This is a genomic window from Leptothoe spongobia TAU-MAC 1115 (genome assembly GCF_018739885.1).
Taxonomy (GTDB): Bacteria; Cyanobacteriota; Cyanobacteriia; order Phormidesmidales; family Phormidesmidaceae; genus Leptothoe; species Leptothoe spongobia.
The window spans coordinates 78593-102838 of sequence record NZ_JADOES010000014.1 but is presented as its reverse complement, the minus strand read 5'-3'; the positions used below and the strand labels follow the sequence as shown (position 1 = coordinate 102838).

General features: G+C 48.2%; 18 protein-coding genes and 1 pseudogene. 10 read left to right on the top strand and 9 right to left on the bottom strand.

Features of this window, described 5'->3' with window-relative positions; translation table 11 throughout:
• Positions 1 to 102 precede the first annotated feature (102 nt).
• The 3 genes from IXB50_RS09625 to IXB50_RS09615 all read right to left on the bottom strand — a co-directional run bounded on the left by IXB50_RS09625 (position 103) and on the right by IXB50_RS09615 (position 2747).
• Complete coding sequence (locus IXB50_RS09625; protein WP_215608743.1) at positions 103 to 1068, bottom strand: calcium-binding protein; 966 nt, start codon at positions 1066 to 1068, stop codon at positions 103 to 105.
• Between the two features lie 447 nt (positions 1069 to 1515).
• Positions 1516 to 1848, bottom strand: a complete 333-nt coding sequence (locus tag IXB50_RS09620) for a hypothetical protein (protein WP_326520763.1) — start codon at positions 1846 to 1848, stop codon at positions 1516 to 1518.
• Positions 1849 to 2231: 383 nt separating this feature from the next.
• Complete coding sequence (locus IXB50_RS09615) at positions 2232 to 2747, bottom strand: P-loop NTPase family protein (RefSeq protein WP_215608742.1); 516 nt, start codon at positions 2745 to 2747, stop codon at positions 2232 to 2234.
• Between the two features lie 264 nt (positions 2748 to 3011).
• On the opposite strand from IXB50_RS09615, the gene IXB50_RS09610 reads away from it, so the two are divergent.
• From IXB50_RS09610 to IXB50_RS09595, 4 genes are all read left to right on the top strand, one after another.
• Positions 3012 to 3236, top strand: a complete 225-nt coding sequence (locus IXB50_RS09610; protein WP_215608741.1) for a hypothetical protein — start codon at positions 3012 to 3014, stop codon at positions 3234 to 3236.
• A 534-nt stretch (positions 3237 to 3770) separates the two neighbouring features.
• On the top strand, positions 3771 to 3977 hold the full coding sequence (locus IXB50_RS09605) for a hypothetical protein (RefSeq protein WP_215608740.1): 207 nt from the start codon (positions 3771 to 3773) through the stop codon (positions 3975 to 3977).
• Between the two features lie 52 nt (positions 3978 to 4029).
• Positions 4030 to 4449, top strand: a complete 420-nt coding sequence (locus tag IXB50_RS09600) for a hypothetical protein (protein ID WP_215608739.1) — start codon at positions 4030 to 4032, stop codon at positions 4447 to 4449.
• A gap of 327 nt (positions 4450 to 4776) precedes the next feature.
• Positions 4777 to 5292: a hypothetical protein gene (locus tag IXB50_RS09595; protein WP_215608738.1), complete on the top strand. Its 516-nt coding sequence runs from the start codon at positions 4777 to 4779 to the stop codon at positions 5290 to 5292.
• 847 nt (positions 5293 to 6139) lie between these two features.
• Here IXB50_RS09595 and IXB50_RS09590 read toward each other — a convergent pair.
• Entirely contained in the window at positions 6140 to 6562 is a 423-nt protein-coding gene (locus IXB50_RS09590) for a hypothetical protein (protein ID WP_215608737.1), read from the bottom strand.
• 111 nt (positions 6563 to 6673) lie between these two features.
• Positions 6674 to 7378 carry a pirin family protein gene (locus tag IXB50_RS09585; RefSeq protein ID WP_215608736.1) on the bottom strand — a complete coding sequence of 235 codons (705 nt, stop codon included), beginning with the start codon at positions 7376 to 7378 and terminating at the stop codon, positions 6674 to 6676.
• A 154-nt stretch (positions 7379 to 7532) separates the two neighbouring features.
• On the opposite strand from IXB50_RS09585, the gene IXB50_RS09580 reads away from it, so the two are divergent.
• Positions 7533 to 8435 (top strand): LysR family transcriptional regulator, encoded by a 903-nt coding sequence (locus IXB50_RS09580; RefSeq protein WP_215608735.1) that lies wholly within the window; start codon positions 7533 to 7535, stop codon positions 8433 to 8435.
• A 234-nt stretch (positions 8436 to 8669) separates the two neighbouring features.
• Here IXB50_RS09580 and IXB50_RS09575 read toward each other — a convergent pair whose 3' ends face one another.
• On the bottom strand, positions 8670 to 8813 hold the full coding sequence (locus IXB50_RS09575) for a hypothetical protein (protein ID WP_215608734.1): 144 nt from the start codon (positions 8811 to 8813) through the stop codon (positions 8670 to 8672).
• A gap of 52 nt (positions 8814 to 8865) precedes the next feature.
• Here IXB50_RS09575 and IXB50_RS09570 point away from each other — a divergent pair, with 52 nt between their 5' ends.
• From IXB50_RS09570 to IXB50_RS22050, 3 genes and pseudogenes are all read left to right on the top strand, one after another.
• Positions 8866 to 13443, top strand: coding sequence for a DUF4347 domain-containing protein (locus IXB50_RS09570; protein ID WP_215608733.1), 4578 nt, complete (start codon positions 8866 to 8868; stop codon positions 13441 to 13443).
• 488 nt (positions 13444 to 13931) lie between these two features.
• On the top strand, positions 13932 to 18158 hold the full coding sequence (locus IXB50_RS09565) for a DUF4347 domain-containing protein (RefSeq protein WP_215608732.1): 4227 nt from the start codon (positions 13932 to 13934) through the stop codon (positions 18156 to 18158).
• Positions 18159 to 18283: 125 nt separating this feature from the next.
• Positions 18284 to 18427: pseudogene (locus IXB50_RS22050) on the top strand (DUF2887 domain-containing protein); the annotation flags it as partial.
• Positions 18428 to 18558: 131 nt separating this feature from the next.
• Here IXB50_RS22050 and IXB50_RS09550 read toward each other — a convergent pair.
• Positions 18559 to 19002: a hypothetical protein gene (locus IXB50_RS09550; RefSeq protein ID WP_215608730.1), complete on the bottom strand. Its 444-nt coding sequence runs from the start codon at positions 19000 to 19002 to the stop codon at positions 18559 to 18561.
• A 131-nt stretch (positions 19003 to 19133) separates the two neighbouring features.
• Between IXB50_RS09550 and IXB50_RS09545 the strand changes: the two genes are divergently transcribed.
• Positions 19134 to 19865, top strand: coding sequence for an aspartyl/asparaginyl beta-hydroxylase domain-containing protein (locus IXB50_RS09545; RefSeq protein WP_215608729.1), 732 nt, complete (start codon positions 19134 to 19136; stop codon positions 19863 to 19865).
• A 29-nt stretch (positions 19866 to 19894) separates the two neighbouring features.
• Here IXB50_RS09545 and IXB50_RS09540 read toward each other — a convergent pair whose 3' ends face one another.
• On the bottom strand, positions 19895 to 20383 hold the full coding sequence (locus IXB50_RS09540; RefSeq protein ID WP_215608728.1) for a sterol desaturase family protein: 489 nt from the start codon (positions 20381 to 20383) through the stop codon (positions 19895 to 19897).
• Positions 20384 to 20493: 110 nt separating this feature from the next.
• Here IXB50_RS09540 and IXB50_RS09535 point away from each other — a divergent pair, with 110 nt between their 5' ends.
• Positions 20494 to 22167, top strand: a complete 1674-nt coding sequence (locus tag IXB50_RS09535; RefSeq protein ID WP_215608727.1) for a GH3 auxin-responsive promoter family protein — start codon at positions 20494 to 20496, stop codon at positions 22165 to 22167.
• A 112-nt stretch (positions 22168 to 22279) separates the two neighbouring features.
• On the opposite strand, the gene IXB50_RS09530 is transcribed toward IXB50_RS09535, so the two are convergent.
• A complete protein-coding gene (locus tag IXB50_RS09530) occupies positions 22280 to 24160 on the bottom strand; it encodes a polysaccharide biosynthesis protein (protein ID WP_215608726.1) in 1881 nt (626 codons plus the stop codon).
• Positions 24161 to 24246 lie beyond the last annotated feature (86 nt).

The window sequence follows — 24246 nt, the reverse complement described above, 5'->3', positions numbered from 1 at the left end:
CTCTATTATCCCTAACGGGGAAGAATCTGAACTCTACACTAAATGTAGGGGGCTCCACGGGAATTCCGGAAGAGCCGAAGTTTGTTGCCTGTTTGGAAAAATTTATAAGAATGCCAGGCCGTTGATGACACTAAGATGGGTGGTATCATGCACAATCCCAATCAGATCGTTTTGATAGTAGATAAACGTATCTGCCTGGTTACCGCCGCCAGCATTGCTATAACCGAACGAATAATCATTGAAGTTACCATGGACGGTAATCGTATCTCCTTCTGCCCTGTTGAAATCGGTGATGGTCGCGAAGGAATTACCCAGGTGATAGGCTTTTGAAGAATTTCCCAATATAAAGTTATCAGCCCCATCACCCAATACAGTTTGACCCGGCAGTGACCCCGGATCGTCGCCAGTCAAGATGTCAAAATTGTCAAACCCGCTGCCGTTGCCTGCTTGATACCCTGTCAGGGTGTCATTTCCTTTACCGCCCACGAGTAAGTCGTTACCAGCCCCGCCCAACAGAGAATCTTGAGCGTATTCCCCAAAAAGCTCATCGTCGCCTACGCCGCCAACGAGTCTGTCATTACCGTGACCACCAAAAAGCTCATCATTGCCTGCGCCGCCATATAGTTCGTCATAGCCGTAGCCGCCGTACAGGACATCGTCTCCATCGAATTGATCCCAGTAAGTGCCCCCATAGATAGTGTCGTTGCCAATCCCGCCGTACAAGGTATCACTGCCATTGTTGCCGTGGATGAAGTCATTACCCTCGTCCCCGAATAAACGATCATCACCATCACCACCGCCCAGGATGTCATTGTCGGCCCCACCATAGAGAGAATCATTGCCGCCTAGACCAAAGAGAAAGTCAATGCCTGCCTGGCCATATATAGTTTCGTTGGCCTCACTACCCTCTATGTGATCAGCCCCCTCAGTCCCATAAATAATCGGGAAAAAAAGGTCTTTGAGAAACAAGTTTTTGTGATATTGAAAATTGGTTAGGCTGTCTAAGGAGGAGTTTGTCCGGTTATTCTCACTGGTATTGTTGTAATTAGCGACTTGGATTAAGGCCATGGGGGTTTTCCTGAATTGTGAAGACTGACAAGATTTGGACAGAGATGATTGGCTCTGGGTAAATGCTTTTTTCCATTCAGTGATTACTCATGGAGTCGAACCGGGTTTTATGCAAAAATTTTTTTTTTTGCAATTCATTTTTGATTGAACTTGTAGGAAGTCCTGGCTGATGGCACCTGGTATCGAGGGGCATCCACAAGGGAGTGCCCCTACGGGATGGTCTATTTTTACCGGACGTGATGCATTTGGATTTGTTATGCGAAATCCTGGCTGATGGCATTCGGTATCGAGGGGCATCCACAAGGGAGTGCCCCTACGGGATCGTCCATTTTTTACCGGACATGATGCATTCGGATTTGTTATAGGAAATCCTGGCTGATGGCATTCGGTATCGAGGGGCATCCACAAGGGAGTGCCCCTACGGGATGGTCTATGTTTTACAGATGGTTAATCGACTCTGATCTTTTTGGTGAGGATGGCCATGACTTCGTTGGGGCGTCCGGTGGGTAGGGGTTTGCTCCAGTCGTTGGGTTCGGCGTAGTTGAGTTTGTGGAGCAGGGTGATGGTGTTGCGGATAGCGGTGAGGCTGCCGAGGAGGATATGGCGGACGGGTTCGAATTGGTATTCGGGTAAGGGGGCTGGTTGTTGTTTGGGGGTGTTGGCGTTGTCGGGGTTTGATGATTGAAACATGGTTCTGGTTTCTTTACATAGGGGACAGGTGCCCCGCAATAAAGCAGCGGGGCGGGTGAAACCAGAACTAAAAAGGCCCTGCAACCCCACAAAATGTAGTGCAAATCGGGGTTGCTAGGGCATAATCATCCTAGCCCGCAGACTGGCATGATCAGTTTGGGGGTCAGTCGTCGGTAGGTGGTTCCAGCACCTGCCGACGACGCTGGGTCTATTTAGTTCTGTTGTGTGGTTGCGATGGGCTCACAACCTTTGGGAAAGCATAGGGACTTTTTGCTCAGAAAGCAAGTCCTAAAAACAAAGTTATATACATCAAGTTTTCTTGTTGCATATTAGGCCTACAATCATGTTTTTTATTGTTCTCTAACGAGACTGCGGGCGAGGAGGAATGTCACAAACTGCACGGTCAGCATCACTGACCTCGTCTTCTGGACCATGGCGCAGATAGCCATCGAGCCAGGCGCAGGCATCATCCACTAGCTCATAAATGGTGCGAGCGATACCTCGCTGTCCGTATTGCCAGCCACGCCCATCCCCAATAGATCAGCCTCGGCCTCCACCTCAATTTCAGTCATCAAGAGCTTAGCGGCTCCTCGCAATAACCCCCGCAAACTCTTGGCGTCGCTTAGGTTCAGCTGTTCTAGACTATCGCTGACTCGTTTTGCGATCGCCAGCAGCACATCACCAATATCCACATCGGCCATTTCCAGGTCTTCGCTCGACTCAAAGTAAACGACATAAAAGCCCTCCACCTCCAGGTCAGCCTTGAGCCGCAGCAGCTCAGTCGATTTTCCACAGCCAATGTGCCCAGTAAACAAGGTGCAAGTAGGCTGCTCCGGTGAAAAGAACGTAATCTGACTTTTCAACTCCTCGATGATTTCTTCTCCCCGCACCGCCGAAAAATCAATATAGAGATTTTTATCTTCCGGCTTACTTAAATCCAGCGTCCGGCTAGGATTCGTCATCTGAAAGAACTGGCGAATATCAATCACACCACGGAACCTTACTACAAAGGAAGCTACCAGCCAGTCTATAAAGACCTCGCCCAGTTTTCAGAGAATTACTATGAATTATTAAGCTTCAGGGACATCAGACCAACCACTATGCGGTTCCCCTCAGCATCTGATCACAACAGAACGAACTTCCCAGTGGAATCAACTCTCTTGCCCGAGGCAAAGAGACTGCCGACCCATCACCATAGATTCCCAGGTTAAAGTCGGCTACTCTGTCTAAAAGAAAATCTACCAGGCAGATCTATGCAATTCGGACTACCGCTCCACATGCTCCTATTCCCCGTATTCAGTTTTGCCATCAGCGCCATTGCCTTGTTTGCTATCGGCACCATTATCTTGCACTGGATATGGAATACTACTCTTAGCCATATCTTCTCAGTCAGAAGAATTTCCTATTGGGAAGCATTTAAGCTGATATTGTTTAGCAAAATCTTATTTGGTTTTGGCATTCTCCCCTTTGGTTTCTGATATCACCTGCCAACCTTCATGAATAGCTACATAATCTACCTAAGATAGCCAAGCTAACTACCTCTTCAAAAATATCATCCGTATAAATACTCAATAGATCGTACAAGTAAAGAATATCTAAGCGTATTTACGCATCTTTCCAAAATTAGGGCATTATCAATGCAAGGTTCTGTGTAACACGTTTACCAGAACTCATTGCCCCCAGGATTAACCATCAACAAGCCAGCGGCCAGAGATCTGACTGAGCCCCTTGCAATCTGCCCCCTTTCAAATTTTGCAAACCCCAAAGCCCCATGGCTCGTGATGGTATTAATGCCCTCTTCCGTCCTCATTGCCTAAAAACAATGGCTTCATTGACTAGCATTTTGTCAATGACCCAGAGATTTGATTGATTAGCTCATTCCCCATCACCGTTAAACAGTTGGGGAAGCTGTTTTCTAAACCACGTCCAAGTTGAAACCTGTAGTTTCTCCCACGGTAAAACGACCGTTCTGGACGTGGACAAGGTTTATATCTTTGTCACAGGAGGTTCCTATGGGATTCTTACCAGCATTTTTCGTCTTTTCAATTGTCTTTCTATCTTTTTCTAGAACAGTATTGACCCCACCAGAAACCCCTCAAGAAATAATTGATCCTGCTCAAAAATTATCCGCCGCTCTGCTGGAATATCAAATTTTGCAAGAGCTCAAGAAAGAAGCAGAACAACAGCAAACTCGACCTAAATCGAGTATCGTACAGTAGCAGATTGGATCGAGGACATAGCCCATGGGTAAGGCAGTAAGCTAAGCCATGGGTGCATCGAAAGTATCCTCAGGGGCATCCCAAACTTTCATCCGTAATCCATGGGGTAGGGATTGTTGTAACAGAAAAAATGGACTTAATCACCATTGTGCTGATTGCCATAGCAGCAATCACCCTATGCATCAATCTATGGACCTATTGGACAAACTCTCGCTATCACCTGTCTGATTTCATGGGAGCGTCGATTAACTTCCATGCAGGTAACTTTATTGTGGGCTTGCTAGCGGGCCTTGGCGTGGCTCTGCACTCAAGCTGGGCCTGGTGGTTAGGCCTGGTGATCTTAGTAACATGTTGGCTCGGCAGCCTGCCCCTAATGTGGCTTGCCGATTGTCTATGCCGACCATTCCGTCGGCCCCATCCCAAGCTCAAGCTGGACAAGTCAGTCCAGCCTTATCAAAAAGTCAAAAAGTAGTTCGAGTTTTTAAGGTATTAAGGTATTAAGTATTATTTAAAATCGAGTTTTTCTGTATAGCTCAAAAAAGTGTTGGGCAATATTTATAACATCAGAACTATCCTATAATTAGCACCTCTACACAATGGTTAATCACTATATCTAAAATAAGCTAATCCTTTATACTCCAAACGTTACCAACATTTTTCACAAGCTTCGCCGTTGTTCAAACTCTCATGGCTTGTGAAAATTCAACAGGTTGGCAACATCCTGACCCGGTTAAATCGGTCTATAAACAGTATTAAGGTTCTGAACAATATGAAACAATCTGCTCAAGGAAATTAAGTAATGATTGGTAGACTCTTCACTGGCACCATATTAGGATACATTTCGCTACTTGCTCTAACCGCATCTAGCCATGCATCCACCGAACCCGTTACTGTCGATGTCTATGGCTCATCCTACAGTGTTGAGCTAGATCATGAGGTCACTGATCGGGACCTTCGCAACCAACCATGGTGGGGCAACAAGGAACTCGCAAGCGAGCTATGTGAAGCTTTGGTCTATCAGGGCGATGAGATTGCCAGCATAGGATTTAATAAGCTTGAAATAAATGGTGAAGATTATATTGAAGCCTATCTCGTCATGCCCCTTACTACCTGCAGTGGACCGGTCGTGATTGCACCAGCAGACATCGGACAAATGACTGGAGGAACATTCTTTGTTATTTCCGGTAATGTTTGCTTAACTAACACGACAGATAGTCTCAGTGCCCAAGTCCAGAAAAATCAAACTTCACAGCCAATACTGCAGAATGTTAGTATGCTTAACTGTCATTATTTCAATGACTTCATTCTGTATTAAAATTTTAAGACATTAAGGTTTAAACCATCAGGCGATAATCTCCATGGATTTGTTCCATATGGATCAATTGTCAAATGATCAATAGGATTGTATTGGGCACTAAATTCATTGAGAAAAGTAGATGAATGCAACAAGAGTCGTCCGAGCTAAAATGCAGTTGATTCGAGCCTGTATACTCAAAACTTAGAAGCCAGAAGTCATGGCCTTACTAACTTCTGGCTTCTAAGTTCCCACCTAGTCAGGATTTCTCGGCTTGAATTGATACCCGAAGTTTAAGCGTGAGAATGATTTTCGTGTGAGTCCAGAGACCGATTGAAGGACAATGGCCCTTTTAAGGAGAATGGCTCATTAAAAAACAATGGAGCACTAATCGCCCAGCATAGAATCGGACAAAATACGATGCAGTAGACTGTCAATACCACAATCAATTCAGTTGTGGTGAAAACATCAGATTCCATAAGAATCGCCTCCTAAAAATATGCGTTGAAGAGGCACGTCCCTTCGGGAAGATATCCCTACTTTTTATCCCTTAATGTTCAGTTTTTCCTAAACACAAGGATGAACGTCATTCACAGCCCTATTATAGATCATCCATACCCTAAATAGCCCAGGATAGCGACCAAAATACCTACAATTCATAACAGAATCGAGCTAAATTGGTACGCTAACAATATTGATTTGGCAGACAGCAAACTTAAGTTACAGACCAACACAATTGAGGTAAAGTTTCTTGAATAGAACTATCAAAGAATTCGACCCCAACGACATTGACCTAATGATTCACTATTTTCTACAAATTAAGTGAAGAAAAGTGGCGGCAGCCCCACAAAATATAAGCTAAAAAATATCACTGGGTATCTGGATTTAAGGGAGCGATATGTTGGTTATTAGACCGTACATAACAGGTCTGGACAACGGCAAAATCATCAGCCACCTGACGACGTAAATCCATGGCGCTAACATTTACTTTGAGCCAGGGTTGACCATTGATCGATCGAATGGCATCGCCATTGTCAAATACAGAGTCGACAATCGCACCATAGGCTAAGGTCAAAACAACAGTTCCATTCTCATTACGACAGTTGAGGCCTTCTACATCGGGTTCAACCACAAGCCATTGCCTATGAGAATAGTAGCCACGATTACCCCGCACTCTGGCAGAATGAAAATCTCCATCGGTATCAAAAGCTGGGACGTCACTCATCTGAGCCTGAGCGGCGGTGGCCATGGAAAAGACACAGAGTAACGAGGCCAGGAACCCACGAGTCACAGTCAGAATACTCCTAAAGTCAGCACAAGTCAGGATACCATTGTCCACTGACTGAAATTCAGTCGGTGGACAATGGATGGATGGGGGCAGCCGTAGTCTTTTCACCCAAATCTAGCCAGCCATATCAAACAGTAAGATTTCAGTATCATCCGACTGTCCTTGAATCATTAGAGCCTCAGCAGCTTTAACAGCGACGCCATCACCCGCCTTGAGGGATTGACCATTGAGAGCCATGCCACCACGCACGACTTGTATCCAAACAATTCGGTCGGATTGAAGTGTATAGTCAATCTGCTCATCTATCGTCAACCGAGCTGCGTAGAGATTGACATCTTGGTGAATGGTAATCGACCCATCTCGACCATCGCGGGAACCGACCAGGCGTAATTTTCCCTGATTCTCTTCGGGACTGAAGTAAGTTTGTTCATACCCAGGTTCGATGCCCTGTTTTTCAGGCAATATCCATATCTGGAGAAAGTGAACGGGATTCTCTCTAGAGGCGTTGTACTCACTGTGGCTAATGCCGGTACCGGCAGACATGCGCTGCACATCTCCAGGACGAATGATGGAGCCATTGCCAATGCTGTCCTTGTGTTCTAAGGCACCATCAATAACGTAGGAAATGATTTCCATATCGCGGTGGCTATGGGTAGGGAATCCCTGGCCTGGAGCTACCTTGTCTTCGTTGATGACGCGTAGATGACCAAACCCCATATGAGCTGGGTCGTAATAACTGCCAAAGGAAAAGGTATGGCGACTATCAAGCCACCCAAAGTTGGCATTACCTCTTTCTGATCCGGAGCGAATGGTGATCATAGGGTTTACCTCCCGCTAGTTCTATTGGATGGAAGTGATTTAGAACTGACTTAATTAATTATGGATTGAATCCTAAAAATAGACAATAATCAATTTAGTGGACATATTGTCTACTTTTAGTTGACAATAATAAACAAGCGTCATCCCCAAGATCATGGATAAATTTGCAGCCATTCATGCATTTGTACAGGTAGTTGAGGCCAATGGTTTTGCCGCAGCAGCACGGGATATGGGGATGTCACGTTCAGCCGTCAACAAATTAGTGATTACGTTAGAAACGGAACTGGGGGCACGATTGCTACAGCGCAGTACCCGGAAAGTGACCCCAACGGCCACGGGCACGGCTTTTTATGATCGCTGTTTGGGGATTTTGACGGACCTGGAAGAAGCGGAACTAGCTGTCTCCCGAGCCCAAGCAGAGCCGGTCGGAATCTTACGGGTCAATGCCCCCATGACCTTTGGAACGATGCATTTGGGGCCGGTGCTGGCAGACTTTATGGCGCAATATCCTGGGATAAAGGTACAGCTGACGTTAGAGGATCGGTTTATCGATCCCTTAGCGGAGGGATTTGACCTTACCGTACGGATTTCTCAACCAAAACCATCGTCCCAGCTGGTGGTACATGAGCTGGCAAAACTACAGTGTTTACTATGTGCTGCACCCAACTATTTATGGCATCACGGGATTCCAAGGACAGTCAAGGATGTAGATAACCATAGCTGTTTAGTCTATGGTGAGCTGTCAGGTCGCCACGAGTGGGTACTCGCTAAGGCTAATGGCGAGCGCAGGGTGACGATAAGTGACGCGACCATGTGCTCTAACAATGGTGAAGTGCTGAGGGATGCTGCCATCCGGGGTCTGGGAATAGTGTTGTTGCCTCGGTTTATCGTTCAGACGAGTATAGAGCGCTGGAAATTGCAAGAAATAGCCCTGGATTATCAACCTCAACCGTTATCTCTATGGGCGATGTATCCGACGAACCGGCATCTGTCTACTAAAGTGCAGCTACTAACTGCATTTTTACAAGAGCGTTTTGGCACTTTGTTTAGTTCATAAGCTTATGTCATGTTTCTTGGCGTAAAAATCATTGCCTCACAAACATCCCATAATCATAAAAAACAGATAAACCCAGCATAGTCCAGATACAAATCACCGAATAAAAGGAACATTTTCCACCATTAAGAAACATTAATAGATTAAGTTATCTTGTTCTCTTTACAGAAATCCCATCAACCTATGAGATTTCAAAAAAAGGATCTTTGTAGCACTAGTTACTATTACGTAGAAATTCTAACCTTTAGCCAGGGACATGAAACAAGACTGCTGGCTATCTAGACATATATCGTTGGCCATAGGTCCTATTTTCTCCTGAATGCCTTCGTCGAGAATGTCGCTCAGCTTATCCAAACTGATTAGTTTGGATAGGTTTGCCATGGGCTATCAGGTTGTTATTTGAGCAAAATCACAGTTATTCTCTTGTCACTTCATGTCAACAGATAATATCGTCCCCCCAGGTTCTCTACAGCCCACTAGTATCGCCTTTGTCGATAGCAATGTGGCCCAGGCAGACGACCTACTGCAAAGCCTGCAGACCGATAAAGTTTTCTTGTTGAATGATCGCTCCAGTGGACTTAAGCAGATCACTCAGACCTTAGCTGCATACACCGACCTAGAAAGCGTTCATATCTTCTCCCATGGCAGCCAGGGAGCCCTTCAGTTAGGGAACAGCATCTTCAGCCAGACAAATCTAAATGACTACAAAGCGGAGTTAGAACGCTGGCAATCCGCATTCTCCCAAGATGGCGACCTGCTGTTCTACGGCTGTAATCTTGCCGCCGCCGATGGATTTGATTTTGTCCAACAGATTGGCCAGCTCACCCAGGCCGATGTCGCCGCCTCTAACGACATCACTGGACATACCAGCCTAGATGGCGACTGGGACCTGGAGATAACCACCGGCTCTATTGAAGCAGCCATCGCCGTGGATCAAGCCACTCAAGTCGCTTACCGAGGACAATTAGATCTGATCCTGGGTACGGCGGGCAATGATGGATTGCTAGAAGGGACTGCCGGGGATGACACCTTAAATGGCCTGGGCGGCATCGATTTGCTTCAAGGTAATGGGGGTGCCGATCTCTTTATCCTGGGCGATGACACTGGCGGCTTCTATGACCAGGACTTTTTTAATGACTATGCCGACATCCTGGACTTTACGATAGGAGAAGATACCATTCAGCTTAGCGGTGTGGCAAATGACTACACCTTCCAGTCCGTGGGCTCCAACACTTGGATCTATAAGGGAGACTCGGGCAACGCTGAACTGGTCGCCGATATCTTTAATACGGATGGGGCCGATATCACCAGCAGCATTGACTTCGTAGAGGATAGTACGCCCACACCACCAAATCCGCCTACGCCCACACCCGGCAACACGATTGTGGGCACCACAGGTAATGATGGATTGCTAGAGGGCACTGCCGGGGATGACACTTTAAATGGACTGGGCGGCATTGATTTACTCCAGGGCAATGGCGGGGCTGATGTCTTTATCCTGGGCGATGAAACCGGCGGCTTCTATGACCAGGGCTTTTTCAATGACTATGCCGACATCCTGGACTTTACGGTAGGAGAAGATACCATTCGGCTCAGTGGTGTGGCTGATGACTACACCTTCCAGGTCGTGGGTTCCAACACCTGGATCTACAGGGGAGACGCAGGCGACGCTGAACTGGTCGCCGATGTCTTTAATACGAACGGGGCCGATATCACCAGCAGCATTGACTTCCTGGGGGATACCCCACCCACACCAAACCCAGGGGAATTTTCCCTGGAGTTTTCCACAGTTACCGTGGATGAGGGAGCGGCCTCTATTGATTTAACTGTCAATCGGCTTGGTAGCACCGAAGGCGTGGCTAGTGTGGACTATGAGACATCTAGTCAAACAGCCGTTGCCCTGGAAGACTTTATTCCGATTGTCGGCACCCTAACGTTTGGCGATGGGCAAGAGTCTATGACCATTCGGATTCCCATTATCAATGATGGGGCTGTGGAAGTGGATGAAACCTTTGCCGTGCAGCTCAGCAACCCCACCAATGGAGCAACGCTCGGTACCCAGCGTACCGTTATCGCCATTGAGGACAATGATCAAGTTGTTGAGGCAGGCACCCTCACCTTTACCGGCCCCATGGCCATGGTTAGTGAATCAACCGGTCTCGCCAGTATTAAGGTGGTACGTGTGGGCGGCAGTACGGGCACAGTTACCGTGGACTACACCACAGCCAACGATGGAGCCAATGCGGGTGAAGACTACACAGCTACCTCTGGCACCCTCACCTTTGAAGAAGGGGTAACGGAACAATTTATCACCGTCCCCATCCTCAACGACACCACCACAGAAAATAGAGAAGTCTTTTTACTGTACCTCGATAACCCAGTAGGGGGTGCTGTGATTGGTACTGAATCGATCATGGTGGCCATCAACGATGATGATGTTGCTCCGCCGCCACCCCCAGCCGATCCTGAATATCGCTATGTCCGATTTGTTGCCAACTCTGAGGTGAATGGCAACCCCTGGACCAGCCTGGCGGAGTTAAATCTCCTGGATGGCAATGATAATCTTATCAGCCAGGCAAACTGGACCCTTGAATCGGTCAACAGTGAGGAATTAGTGGTCAGTAACCGTCCTGCCACTAATGCGTTTGATGGGAATCCCAACACCTTCTGGCATACTGAATGGGCACCGCCTGGAAACGACAACGATCCTCGCCATCCCCATGAAATTGTCATTGATTTAGAAGCTGAATACGACATCAGCGGATTTAGCTATTTACCCCGCCAGGATGCCTCCCCAAATGGTCAGGTGGCTGACTATGCCTTCTATGTCAGCAACAACGGCATTGACTGGGGATCTCCTGTTGCCGTCGGACTCTTACAAAACATCAAGTCGGAACAAATTATTCGGTTTGAAGATTTCAATCCCGGCAATTTGATTCCCGGTTTAGTGGGGCACTGGAAACTAAATGAAACTGTGGCAAGTTCGCCCGTTGTGGATTCATCCGGTATTAGTAGCAACGGTACGGCCAACAATTTTACCGGCATTAATGGCCCCTATAATGCCGCTCCCATTTTCGACGGCGACAACCCACGCAGTTGGGACTTTGATGGGGCAGATGACTATATCAGCATTGCCAGTGATCCTGACCTGGATCTGAGCGATGGAGCCTTTACCCAATCTGTGTGGATTAACTCCGACAGTACTGACAATGGCTATCACGGCATTATCGGCAAACAAAATCCGGGTAGTTCCGTCAATCGCTACCCTGGCATCTGGGTCTATGACCAAAACAAAATCCATGCTGGTTTTGGCGATGGCACTAATTGGAATAATTTCACCACGGGCAATGTGTTGAAACCCAATGCCTGGAACCATGTTGTTACCAGCTTTGATGGCACCACCTATAAAGCCATTGTCAATGGGGAAGAGGTCTTTTCCACGGATGCTTTTGCCGGACGTAAGCCCTTGGCCCTAGACAGTTTTGACATTGGGCGAGTGGATAACTATTTTGATGGCCAGATTGATGATGTGCGGATTTACGATCGCGGCCTGAGCGATAGTGAAATTCAAAGTCTGTACCAGGTGCAACCGGATGCCGCTCAGGTGGGTTCCTGGGGTGAGGTGATTGAGTTTCCCAATATTCCGGTTTCCGCAGCCACACTACCCAATGGCAAGATTGTTACCTGGTCATCCTGGGATCGATTCCAATTTTCTCCCAGTCGATTTGCCCGTAGCTACACCTCTGTCTTTGACACGAATACTCAACAAGTCGATGAGTTTTTGGTCACTAATACCAATCACGACATGTTCTGCCCTGGCACCGTCATGTTGCCCGATGGACGCGTCTTGGTAAACGGTGGTGGTGGTGTTGTGCAATCCACCAGCGTGTATGACTTTAGAACCAATACCTGGTCCCTGGTGGATAGCATGGAGGCGAGGCGCTGGTATAACGTTTCGGTCACCATGGGAGATGGCAGTGTCTTTACCCTGGGCGGTAACCGCGCCGATGGTCGCAAAGGGCCAGGGGAACTCTGGTCGGAAGATACTGGCTGGCGGACATTGACCGGTGCCCCCATCGACCCCATCAGTAGTGCTGGCGGTCGCGCTGATGAACATCCTCAAATGTTCTTAGCGCCCAATGGCAATGTGTTTATTGCCGGTCCGAGTACGACCATGTACTGGTATGACGTCACGGGCAATGGCTCCTATACAGAGGCTGGTCTGCGGGGGGATGATACTTACTCCCAGAATGGTCTCACAGTGATGTATGACCAGGGTAAGTTACTGCGAGCTGGTGGTCAGAGTCAATATTCAGGGGGCATTGTTACCGATGTGGCCTATGACATTGACATTAACAATGACAACCAAGTCACCGTCGATAAGCAAGACCCAATGAACTATAAGCGGTCCTATGCCACTGGTGTAGTGATGGCGGATGGTCAGGTGTTTGTGGTGGGCGGTAGCGAGAAAGCGGTGGCCTTTAGTGATGACCAGGCGGTTTACCGACCTGAAATCTGGAACCCTGATACTGGGGAATGGACCCTGTTGGCGCAGCAACAAGTAGCTCGCACCTATCACTCTGTCGCATTGTTACAGCCTGATGGTCGTGTGTTCGTCGGTGGCGGTGGTCTCTGTGGTACTTGCTCCACTAACCATTCTGATGCCGAGATCTATACTCCGGCCTATCTGTATAACGATAATGGCACTCTGGCTGACCGTCCTGTGATTGGTGGCGGACCAGACCAGGCGGGCTATGGACAAAACATCGACATCACTATCGATAATGGCATGCCGATCACCGAATTTAACCTGGTGCGGTTGTCTTCTGTCACCCACAGTGTCAATACAGACCAGCGCTTCTTATCGGTGGACTTTACGGCCAATGGGGATGGCAGTTATGAACTAACGACTCCGGAAAATGGCAATGTGGCTCCTCCGGGATACTACATGTTGTTTGCCATGAATGATCAAGGTATTCCCAGTGAAGCCAAGATGATTCAGATTGGCTAAATGATACAAGTTGTTGCCTGGGGAACACCTTGTTAATGACTTAGATGCGATCGCAACTCCCTGATCTAGAGCAGTTGCGATCGCTTTTGCTTAACCTCATCAATATTCCATAACCATAAAAAACACGTAAACCCCAGCGATTTCAGATACAAACTACTGCATAAAACAAAAGCCTTGCACGATTAAGACAAATCAACACATTGAATTATCTTGTTCTCTTTACAGAACCCCTATCGATACATGAGATTACCAAAAAAGATATTTGTAGTACTAGTGACTATTACGTAGAAACCCTAATCTTTACCCAGGGACATGAATATAGACTGCTGGTCATCTAAACCTATATTGCTGACCATAGTCTTATTTTCTCCTGATCGCCCTCGTCGAGAACGTCGATCAGATCATCTAAACCCATGGGTTTAGATAGGTTTACTGTGGGCTATCAGGCTGTTTTTTAAGCAATATCACAGTTATTCTCTTGTCACTTCATGTCAACAGATAATATTATCCCCCAAGGTTCTCTACAGTCCACCAATATTGCCTTTGTCGATAGCAATGTGGCCCAGGCGGATGAATTACTGACAAGTCTGCAGACTGACAAAGTTTTCTTGTTGAATGATCAATCCAGTGGACTTGATCAGATCACTCAGGTCTTAGCAGCATACAGCAACCTAGAAAGCGTCCATATCTTCTCCCATGGCAGTCAGGGACAACTCCAACTAGGAAACAGCATTTTTAGCCAAACTAACCTCAATGACTATGAAGCGGAGTTAGAAAGCTGGAAAACGGCCTTCTCCCAGGAAGGTGATCTGTTATTCTACGGCTGTAATCTTGCCGCTGCCGATGGATTCGGCTTTATAGAACAGATTAGTCAGCTTACCCAGGCCGATGTCGCCGCCTCTGATAATATCACCGGTCATACCGGAGACTGGCAATTAGAGAAAGCCACCGGTTCGATTGAAGCAGGAATAGCCGTAAGCCAGGCGACTCAAGTCTCTTACCAGGGACAATTGAATCTGATCCTCGGGACAGCGGGCAATGATGGAGTACTGGAGGGTACCGCCGGAGACGATACATTAAATGGGTTGGGGGGTATTGATCAGCTCCAGGGCAATGACGGGGCCGATCTCTTTATCCTCGGCGATGACACCGGTGGCTTCTATGATCAGGAGTTTTTCAGTGACTATGTCGACATCCTGGACTTTACCTCAGGGGAAGATACCATTCAGCTCAGCGGCGTCTTAGGTGACTATAGCTTCCAGGCAGTGGGCAACAGCACCTGGATCTATAAGGGAGACATCAGCAATGCTGAACTGGTAGCCGATGTCTTTAACACCGGTGGGGCAGACATCACCAGCAGCATTGACTTTGTCGGTGGCGGCACGCCGCCCCCACCGCCGCCGCCCCCCACGCCCACCCCTGGCAATGACATTGTGGGCACTCCTGGCAACGATGGCATCCTGGAAGGCACCACCGGAGATGACACCTTAAATGGTTTAGGGGGTATTGATCAGCTCCAGGGCAACAGCGGAGCTGATCTCTTTATCCTCGGCGATGAAGCCGGGGGCTTTTATGACCAGAACTTTTTCAATGACTATGCTGATATCCTCGACTTTTCGATTGGGGAAGATACGATTCAGCTCAATGGCACAATTGATGACTATAGCTTCCAGACGGTGGGCACCAGTACCTGGATCTATAAGGGAGACATCAGCAATGCTGAACTAGTGGCCGATGTCTTTAATACGGATGGGACAGATATCACCGGCAGTATTGAATTTCTGGGTGATGGACCTAACCCTCCAGTTGCCGGACAATTTGCGTTTTCCGCAACCGAATACACCGTCGATGAGCAGACGTCATCCATGCAGATTCGTGTCGATCGGCTTGGTGGCACCGATGGAGTAGTCAGCGTCGATTATGCCACGGTGGACGGCACCACCACACAGTTGGAAGACTATGTCCCGGTGGTTGGTAAGCTGACGTTCGGCGATGGTCAGGCATCCATGTTGATCACGATTCCGATCATCCAGGACCCTTATGCAGAAAGTGACGAGACCTTCAACATTCGCCTGAGTAACCCAACGGGCGGGGCGACAATCGAGACAGCTGAAACCACGGTCACAATTGTCGATGATGACACTCAAGCTCCGGCTGGACTACTGCGCTTCGGACGGCCCATGTACATGACAACAGAAGGAAATCCTTCTGTTGCCGTGACGGTGCTGCGTGATGGTGGTGCCAACGGAGAAATAACTGTCGATTACTTCACCGACGATGACGGAGCGACTGCAGGACAGGACTACACTGCGGTTTCGGGCAAGCTGACGTTTGCCGATGGTGAAACCGAAAAGACAATTGTTGTTCCTATTCTGGAGGATCAGACTGTTGAGGATGACGAGCGCTTCTGGTTGTATCTGGATAATCCTACCGGCGGCGCATCCACGGTGGTCAGCGGCGCTCAGCTGATCATCATGGATAACGAACCGCGACCGGGCAGTGGCAATGGGCTCTACGGAGAGTACTACAACAATTTAAATTTCACCGACCTGACCCGCGTTTCCATTGACGAGAATATTGCATTTGACTTTGGTAACAGTGGCCCAGCAGGCATCGCTCCGGACACCTTTTCCATTCGCTGGACCGGTGAAGTTGAGACCCTCTATTCGGAAGAATATGTGTTTCAGACAACTAGTGATGACGGCATTCGGCTGTGGGTTAATGACCAGCTGCTGATTAACAACTGGACCGACCATGGCCCCACTGTGGATACTGGCTCCATCGTGCTGGAAGCTGGGCAACGCTACGATATTCGCGTCGATTACTACGAAAATGGTGGTAATGCCACCGTGGATCTCAAATGGAGCAGTGATTCGCAAGAGCTGGAACTGATTCCTCGATCTCAGCTGTATTCCAATTCTCGATTTGAGCGGGGCGACAGCGAATACTTACTGACACCCACTCAGATGACCTGGCAGGAGGCTCAGCAGTATGCTCAGCGTCTAGGAGGCAACCTCGTCACCATTAACGATGCGGCAGAAGAAGACTGGCTGCAGTCAAGGTTTGGCAAGGATGAGAGATTTTGGACAGGCCTAAATGACGTTAAGTCTGAAGGCAGCTTCGTTTGGGCCAGTGGCGCAGACGTCACCTACACAAATTTTGCTCCGGGCGAACCGAATAATTCTGGCGGTAACCAAGACTTCGTCACGATGAACTTCGGTGCGAATGACCAGTGGGATGACGACGGTCTGAACAGCGCTTACTTCGGCATCATTGAAGTCACTGGCGACAATCTGCCGTCGCAGAATGCGATCTTCGGTAACTGGAGCGGCGTGATCGGCATGCCCAACATTGCCGTGGCGGCGGCCCAGCTACCCGATGGAGAGATTGTCACCTGGTCTTCCTGGGATCGTTTCAAATTTGGTGGCAATAATCCCAGAACCTTTACTTCTGTCTTTAATACGGCATCTCGAGAAGTTGAAGAGTTTCTGATCACCAATACTCAGCATGACATGTTCTGTCCTGGTACAGTAATGCTGCCCGATGGCCGGATTATGGTCAACGGCGGTGGTAGCACCGTGACCTCAACCAGCATCTACGACTTTAAAACCGACACCTGGACCCGCGTAGAAAACATGAACATGCGGCGTTGGTACAATACCTCGCTAACGTTAGATGACGGCAGCGTACTGACATGGGGAGGCAATGCCCCTGATAGCCATGCTGGCAATGCAGAAATTTGGCGGGAAGGAGAAGGTTGGACCACCGTTGACGGCATGAATATCAATATTTACCAGGGCACGGGTGATCAAACTTCCTGGCACCCACAAATGTTCCAGGCACCGAATGGCAAGGTCTTTATCGCTGGCCCCGGACCTGAAATGTACTGGGCTGACCTGGACGATGTCGGCAGCGTGTTGGAATCAGCCGGACAACGACCTGATGGTTATTCTCAGCATGGGTCTTTTGTCATGTACGACGTGGGCAAGATCTTGAAATTTGGTGGTGCCGACCGGGAAGCCAACAGCGGCACAGTCACCAACAAGGCTTACATCATTGACATCACGGGCGATACACCAATCGTCACCGAAACTGGCGAGATGAACTATGACCGCAAGTTCCTCAACGGTGTTGTTTTGCCCGACGGTCGAGTTATGGCTGTGGGTGGCAACACATCTGGCAAGAAATTCAGTGATGAAGGCACTGTCTATGCCGGTGAAGTCTGGGATCCGAGTACGGGCGAATGGTCTGTGATGGATTCCATGGATATTCCGCGAAACTATCACTCTGTTGCGTTGTTGCAGTCTGACGGAACTGTCTTCGCAGCCGGTGGTGGATTGACTGGAGGAGGGGCCGCCGATCACCCGGATGCGCAGGTCTTTAGCCCAGGCTATTTGTTTAATGACGATGGCTCTCTGGCTGACCGCCCCGATATTGCAACCGTGGATAAAGCTGACTATGGAGATACGATCAATCTGGAGGTGACGGATGATCAGGATATCGTCCGGTTCAATCTCATCCGGATGTCCACAGTCACTCACTCTATCAACACGGATCAACGGTTGATCTCCTTGGAATTCAGTGATCTGGGGAATGACGAGTATGCATTGCAGATGCCGGAGAGCGGTTACATTGCCCCTCCGGGATACTACATGCTGTATGCATTGAATGCTGATGGCACGCCAAGTGAAGCAGCAGTCATCAATCTCAGATAGAGTAACGTTGCTCTAAACCATGTCCACGTCCAGCACGGTTGTTTTGACCTATATGAACTGCCAGGGTTGAACGTGGACATGGTTTGCTATACGACGCTGTCAGTCTTTTACCGAAAAAGGTTTGTTTGACTGGAACGTTGTTCACGACTTGCGATCGCATTGATTTACTTGACGTTCCCCCACCCGATGCAGCTACCTATCGGTTTGATTCTGTTGCTGTCAAGGAACCTAAGTTTGAAATTGATGGAGTATTTTTACCACCGGAACACAGTGATATCAAAAAAGAGATGGACCAGCGATAGGTTTCGTCTGGTTCTAAAGCAGGGTTGTCACCGGGTAGGCGAAAGCCAACAACAGACTTAGTATAGGCTGCAATTATAATTTCGTTAAGAAAGGACATCTACCCCTTAGCCAACCGCTCACAGACAACCTCTTCCATCTCTTCGTAGAGAAACTGCAATTTAAGGCCAGACTCCACATCAAACGCTCGACCGCTCAGCTCCATCAGCTCACCCACCCGGTTAGCAATCACCTCACTGGAGTCATACAGGGTATCAGGGGCCACCCCTCCCCGGCGTCCAGCTTCTAGAAATGTGGCTTCTAAATCTTCACGCAAATAGGCCGGATCAATAATGCCATTGGGAAAGCTCACCGCCAAATAGGCCCGGCACTCTAACTCCATGCGATCGACACTGTCACCCAGCATCACCGAGTAACCATCTTGATTTACGGTGGTCGCCACTTCAGGCGTATCTTCAGCCGGAATCACCTGTGCGATCGCAGGCACAACGCCCACAGTCAAGGTACCGAGAATGGAAAACAAAAATGGCTTCAGTTTCATCATGAAACGGGTGGTTAGGAGAGCATGCCAGGATTAGGACCTAACCAGATACTATATCTTTACACTGATGTAACCACGGGTTTTGCCTGGTTTTTAGCGTGTTCTTTAGATTTCTTTAATGTATTACATCGTTCATGCAAATCACTCCACCCCAAAGTCCAGAAACCCCAATTCATCCAATTTTTGATCGCCCCTGGTATCGTCGTTTTGAAGCCTGGTTAGGTAACGCCTCTCCCCTGGGAAACGCGCCCATATTTCCCACTGACATATTCCCATGGGCCACCAGCCTAGAAAAAAATTGGACCATGATTCGTCAGGAACTGGACCAGGTATTGGCAGATGTGAATGATCTGCCCAGCTTCCAAGACATCATGCCTCGCCAAAACCGCATTAGCCCCGATAACAAGTGGAAAACCTATTACTTTTGCGCCTTTGGCTTTGTGGCTACTAACAATTGCCAGCAGTGTCCCCGCACATGGGAGTTGCTCAAGGATATTCCAGGGCTAAAGGTGGCCTTCTTTTCTATCCTGGCACCGGGAAAACATATCCCTGAGCATCGCGGTAAACACAAAGGCCTGATTCGCTATCATCTGGGATTAAGGGTGCCTGAACCCAAGGAAAAATGTCGAATTCGGGTGGACAACACTATCACCCACTGGGAAGAGGGCAAAAGTCTGATTTTTGATGACACTTACTACCACGAGGTGTGGAATGAGACCGACGGCTATCGGGTGGTCCTGTTTCTCGATATTGAGCGACCTTTTACATTTCCGCTGTCGTGGGTGAATGCTGCGGTTTCACAGATGCTGACGCTGTCACCCCAGGTGAAGCAGGCGAAGGAAAACTACGAAAATTTTGATTCGTAGGGACGTTCTATGGAACGCCCCTACGGACCTTACCACCAGCGTACGGCCAGCATCGACGCCTCAGGAATGTCATCTTCGGCTGGCCACTCAACGGGCTTATAGGTACCAAAGATGTGGTCCCACCAGTCTAAGCCCAGACCAAAGTTGTGCTCCCACATGCCGTACTTATGATGCACATAGTGAACGGGCATTTTCATCCAAAAGCACTTGCGGGGATTTTCGTGCTGGAGCTGGTGGGCATAGGCGGAAAAGGCGGCATAAAATAACGCACCGCTGGCCCAGCCTAGACCGACGATGAGGGAAAAGATAAAGGGAATGGCCATTGCGATCGCGCTGCCCAATACATAGTCCCGAAACTCCCAAAGCACCCCCTGGCCTTCATTACGACGATGGTGATCGCGATGGCGCTGCCCCACCTTGGGAGATACATGCATCAGCCGATGTAGCCAGTATTCAACAAAACTAGCAAACACAAAGGCCGCGACAAAGCTAATGGCAAACACAACGGGCTGGGGCATCGGTAACTCCACTAAGGGTATAAAGCATGGGAAAAAATAGGTAAGCCCACTGCTTCATTCTATTATTGTGAAATATTTTTAAGTTTACAAGACGGATTGTGAAGTAACTTATGGCTCAGCCGGTCTTATCTGTGTTTGCAATGGCCGCCCAATGGCAGCAACGGGCATTTACACGTCAGTTACCTCAGGCAAAATCTATCCAGGCTCGATTCCTTAAAACACTGATCAAAGAACAGCAGAGCACAGCCTTAGGACAGGGGCTCAATCTAAATCGGATCAGCAGCATTGATGAGTTTCGGCAACAGGTCCCTCAATGGAGTTACGACGATTATGCCCCCTACTTTGAGCGGGCCACCGCTGGCGAAGCTAAAGTCGTATCGCCCCGGTCCGTTCAGGTTTTCAACATGAGTAGCGGCTCTACCGGTAGCCGTAAACTCGTTCCCATTACCAAACGAGTCCAGCAAACCCGAGCCTATGCCAACCAGGTAGCCATGGGCTATGCGTTTGAACAGGCCCAGGCCCAGGGGCACTCTGTCGGTCAGTTACTATTGACCACACTGATTACGCCCCTGGGCCAGACCGAAAAGGGACATATCACCTATGGTCACGTCAGTGGCAATCAGCTTAGAAGTACTCCATCGTTTGTATTCAAGCAACTATTTGTCCAGCCCTATGACGCCCTGCTAATTAAGGATACCGCCGCCCGTAACTATGTCTGTCTACTGTTTGGTCTGCGGCAGGAACGCCTAGCTTACCTGGCAGCAAATTTTCCTTTGATTATGCTGCAGTTATGTACCTATCTAGAACGATTTGGCCCAGCTCTAGTGGATGATATGGGTCGGGGGACAATTTCCCAGGACATCCCCCTGGAACCGGCCCTACGGCAGAAACTACAGTCTCGGCTCTCTCCTCAACCGCAGCGGGCCAAACAGCTCCAAATGCTATTAGAGCGCCATGGTCGTTTGTTGCCTCGCCATGTGTGGCCTCATTTGGCCTTTTTGATTACCGCCCAGGGGGGACCGTCCGACTTTTACTTTGAGCGTTTTGGCGAATACTTCGGCGACACACCTATTTTTGGAGGGACTTATTCATCGTCAGAAGCCGTCTTTGGGAGTTGTTGTAACCTCGGTCACGATGGGGCAATTTTAGCTCTAAAGACAAATTTCTTTGAGTTTATTGCCCCTGATCAGTGGGAAAAAGACAATCCGAGAACGTTGTTGCCCCATCAGTTAGAAATCGGGGAATACTATCGAGTCCTCGTCACCAATTACTCGGGTTTCTGTCGTTACGACATTGGCGATGTGTTGCAGGTGATCGACATGCGTCACGGCGTGCCTGTAATTATCTTTCGTTATCGCCAGGGAGGAACTCTCTCAGCCATTTCGGAGAAGACAACTGAATACCATGTATCTCAGGCGGTAGCACCACTACAGAACAACTTATCAATTGAGGATTTTTGTGTCACGCTTTCAGAGTCGCTTGTAGATCCCTACTACGTTCTCAATATTGAGCTAACAGAGTCGGCCAAGCTACCTGATCCGAAAGAGTTCTTGCAAGCTTTTGACGACAAAATGCAACAGGCGAATGAGTCCTATGGCTTTAAGCGACAGAAAAATGACATCATAGCGCCAAGGCTAAATATCTTAGCGCCGGGCAGCTTTAAGCAACTGCGACAGCGCAGGTTAAAACCTGGCATTTCTGATGATGCCCAGGTAAAATTGCCCCATATTAGTTGCGATCGCACCCTGCTAGACGGCATCACTATTACCCAACAGATACAATAATCCCTGCATATTGACAACAATCTGCCAAACACATTATTTGGCAGATTGTCCTACCCATAGGAAAAGACATTACTCGCCAATGGCTCTAAACAACAAAGCTAGCATCAAAAACTTAGCCAACAGCAATAGGCAAGGCCTGATTATCTTCTAAAGGCCTCTGGCCTGAGGCTGTTGTCACCGCTACAGATGGCTGATATTCGGGCACAAGCTCTTTCAAAAGGTTACGAACAGCAGCTAGATCATTTAATGAGGCATGATAAATCAGATCCTTTAGCATCGGCTCCAGGATTTCCCATGGCAGAAAATATTCCTGACTACAGAAGATTTTAGGATGTGTAGTTGACTGAGCATTTTCACTATCAATCAACAACTCTTCATAGAGTTTCTCCCCTGGCCGTAGTCCCGTAATCTTAATGGCAATATCTTTGTCGGGGATGAGGCCATTGAGGTGGATCATGCGAGCGGCCAAGTCATAAATTTTAACCGGCTCGCCCATATCCAAAAGAAATACTTCTCCGCCCTCAGACATGGCCCCGGCCTGAATGACCAATCGAGCCGCCTCAGGAATAGACATAAAGAAGCGCGTTACCTCTGGATGTGTGAGCGTAATTGGCCCCCCTTGTGCAATTTGCTGACGGAAGCGGGGCACCACCGAGCCACTGCTCCCTAAGACATTGCCGAATCTGACAATCGAAAACCGAGTACGAACTTGAAACTGATCAGACAGTGCCTGAATCGTTAGCTCAGCCACCCGCTTAGTTGTTCCCATAATGTTGGTAGGACGGACCGCTTTATCAGTCGAAATGAGTACGAACTGTCTCACCCCAGCATCGACTGCACTTTGAGCAGCTGACAGCGTTCCTAAAACATTATTCTCAACACCTTTAGCGATATTCGATTCGAGTAAAGGCACATGCTTATAAGCGGCAGAATGATAGAGCGTATCCACACCATAATTCTGCAGCAGTGCTCGAAGATAGTTTCTATCAGTAACACTCCCTAAGCAGGGAACAAACATGACGTCTGGATAGGCTTCCGACAGCTCTTGATGAATTTGATAAAGGGCAAATTCATTTAGCTCATATAAGATCAAGCTCTTTGGCTGTTGCTGAATAATCTGACGACACAGCTCAGAGCCAATGGACCCACCAGCCCCCGTTACTAACACAACCTGATTTCGAATCTGCTTTTGTAACAGACCCACATTTGGGGATACTTCTTCTCGCCCTAACAGTGCCGTAACGTCAATGTCATGGAGTTCATTGATGGCGACCTGACCTGAAAATATCCGATCTAAACTGGGTACCGTCTTTACTGGAAAGCCCCGTTGTGACAAGTCCTCAAAAATTTTACAACGAACACTCTGGGAGGCAGAGGGGATTGCTAACGCAACAACATCAAAGTAGTCATTGTCCCAAAGGTAGGGGAGCTGTTGTAACGAATAAACCTTACGTCCTTCAATTTGAGTGTAGCGTTGTAGGTCAATATCATCATCGACAAACCCAACTACCTTATATAAATGGCTGCCAAAAAGAGCTTGCAAAAGCGCAACCCCAGCCGAACCGGCCCCATAAATTAGTAAACGCTTTGGACAGTCCTCGGATAATGCGCGACGCTTCTGCGTCATAACTCCTGCACGAACGAACCAACGCAATCCCAGTCGGACAATAACCAACAGAACCACACAAAATAATGCGTCAATAATCAAAACTGACTTGCCAAGTATCCAGTCACTAAAGAAATATGACAGCGTCAATAACATGCTTGTGCTGATGGCTACAACCTTAGCTAAGTCTCTAACTAAAAACAGATTGGAATGCCTTAATGAAATTCGATACAGCCCACTCAATTGAAAAACATAGTATTGAAATATCGGCAATGTAGCGGTTTGCCAAATATTTTCCGAGATGAATGGGAAAGGAAAATATGATTCGAGACGAGTTGCGATCGCTAAATACAAGGCAATAACCAGCGTGACTATATCAATAGTCATCAGCAAAAGCTTTCGCACTTGACGATCACCCTTAAGCGACAAACTGAGCCAAAAAGCGGAGTGGGAATTTAAATCGCTCATTTTTA

Coding starts and splice junctions, on each gene's coding strand:
- IXB50_RS09625 (WP_215608743.1), bottom strand. CDS start 1,068: ATGGCCTTAATCCAAGTCGCTAATTACAACAATACCAGTGAGAATAAC.
- IXB50_RS09610 (WP_215608741.1), top strand. CDS start 3,012: ATGCAATTCGGACTACCGCTCCACATGCTCCTATTCCCCGTATTCAGT.
- IXB50_RS09605 (WP_215608740.1), top strand. CDS start 3,771: ATGGGATTCTTACCAGCATTTTTCGTCTTTTCAATTGTCTTTCTATCT.
- IXB50_RS09595 (WP_215608738.1), top strand. CDS start 4,777: ATGATTGGTAGACTCTTCACTGGCACCATATTAGGATACATTTCGCTA.
- IXB50_RS09585 (WP_215608736.1), bottom strand. CDS start 7,378: ATGATCACCATTCGCTCCGGATCAGAAAGAGGTAATGCCAACTTTGGG.
- IXB50_RS09580 (WP_215608735.1), top strand. CDS start 7,533: ATGGATAAATTTGCAGCCATTCATGCATTTGTACAGGTAGTTGAGGCC.
- IXB50_RS09575 (WP_215608734.1), bottom strand. CDS start 8,813: ATGGCAAACCTATCCAAACTAATCAGTTTGGATAAGCTGAGCGACATT.
- IXB50_RS09570 (WP_215608733.1), top strand. CDS start 8,866: ATGTCAACAGATAATATCGTCCCCCCAGGTTCTCTACAGCCCACTAGT.
- IXB50_RS09565 (WP_215608732.1), top strand. CDS start 13,932: ATGTCAACAGATAATATTATCCCCCAAGGTTCTCTACAGTCCACCAAT.
- IXB50_RS09550 (WP_215608730.1), bottom strand. CDS start 19,002: ATGATGAAACTGAAGCCATTTTTGTTTTCCATTCTCGGTACCTTGACT.
- IXB50_RS09545 (WP_215608729.1), top strand. CDS start 19,134: ATGCAAATCACTCCACCCCAAAGTCCAGAAACCCCAATTCATCCAATT.
- IXB50_RS09540 (WP_215608728.1), bottom strand. CDS start 20,383: ATGCCCCAGCCCGTTGTGTTTGCCATTAGCTTTGTCGCGGCCTTTGTG.
- IXB50_RS09535 (WP_215608727.1), top strand. CDS start 20,494: ATGGCTCAGCCGGTCTTATCTGTGTTTGCAATGGCCGCCCAATGGCAG.
- IXB50_RS09530 (WP_215608726.1), bottom strand. CDS start 24,160: ATGACTATTGATATAGTCACGCTGGTTATTGCCTTGTATTTAGCGATC.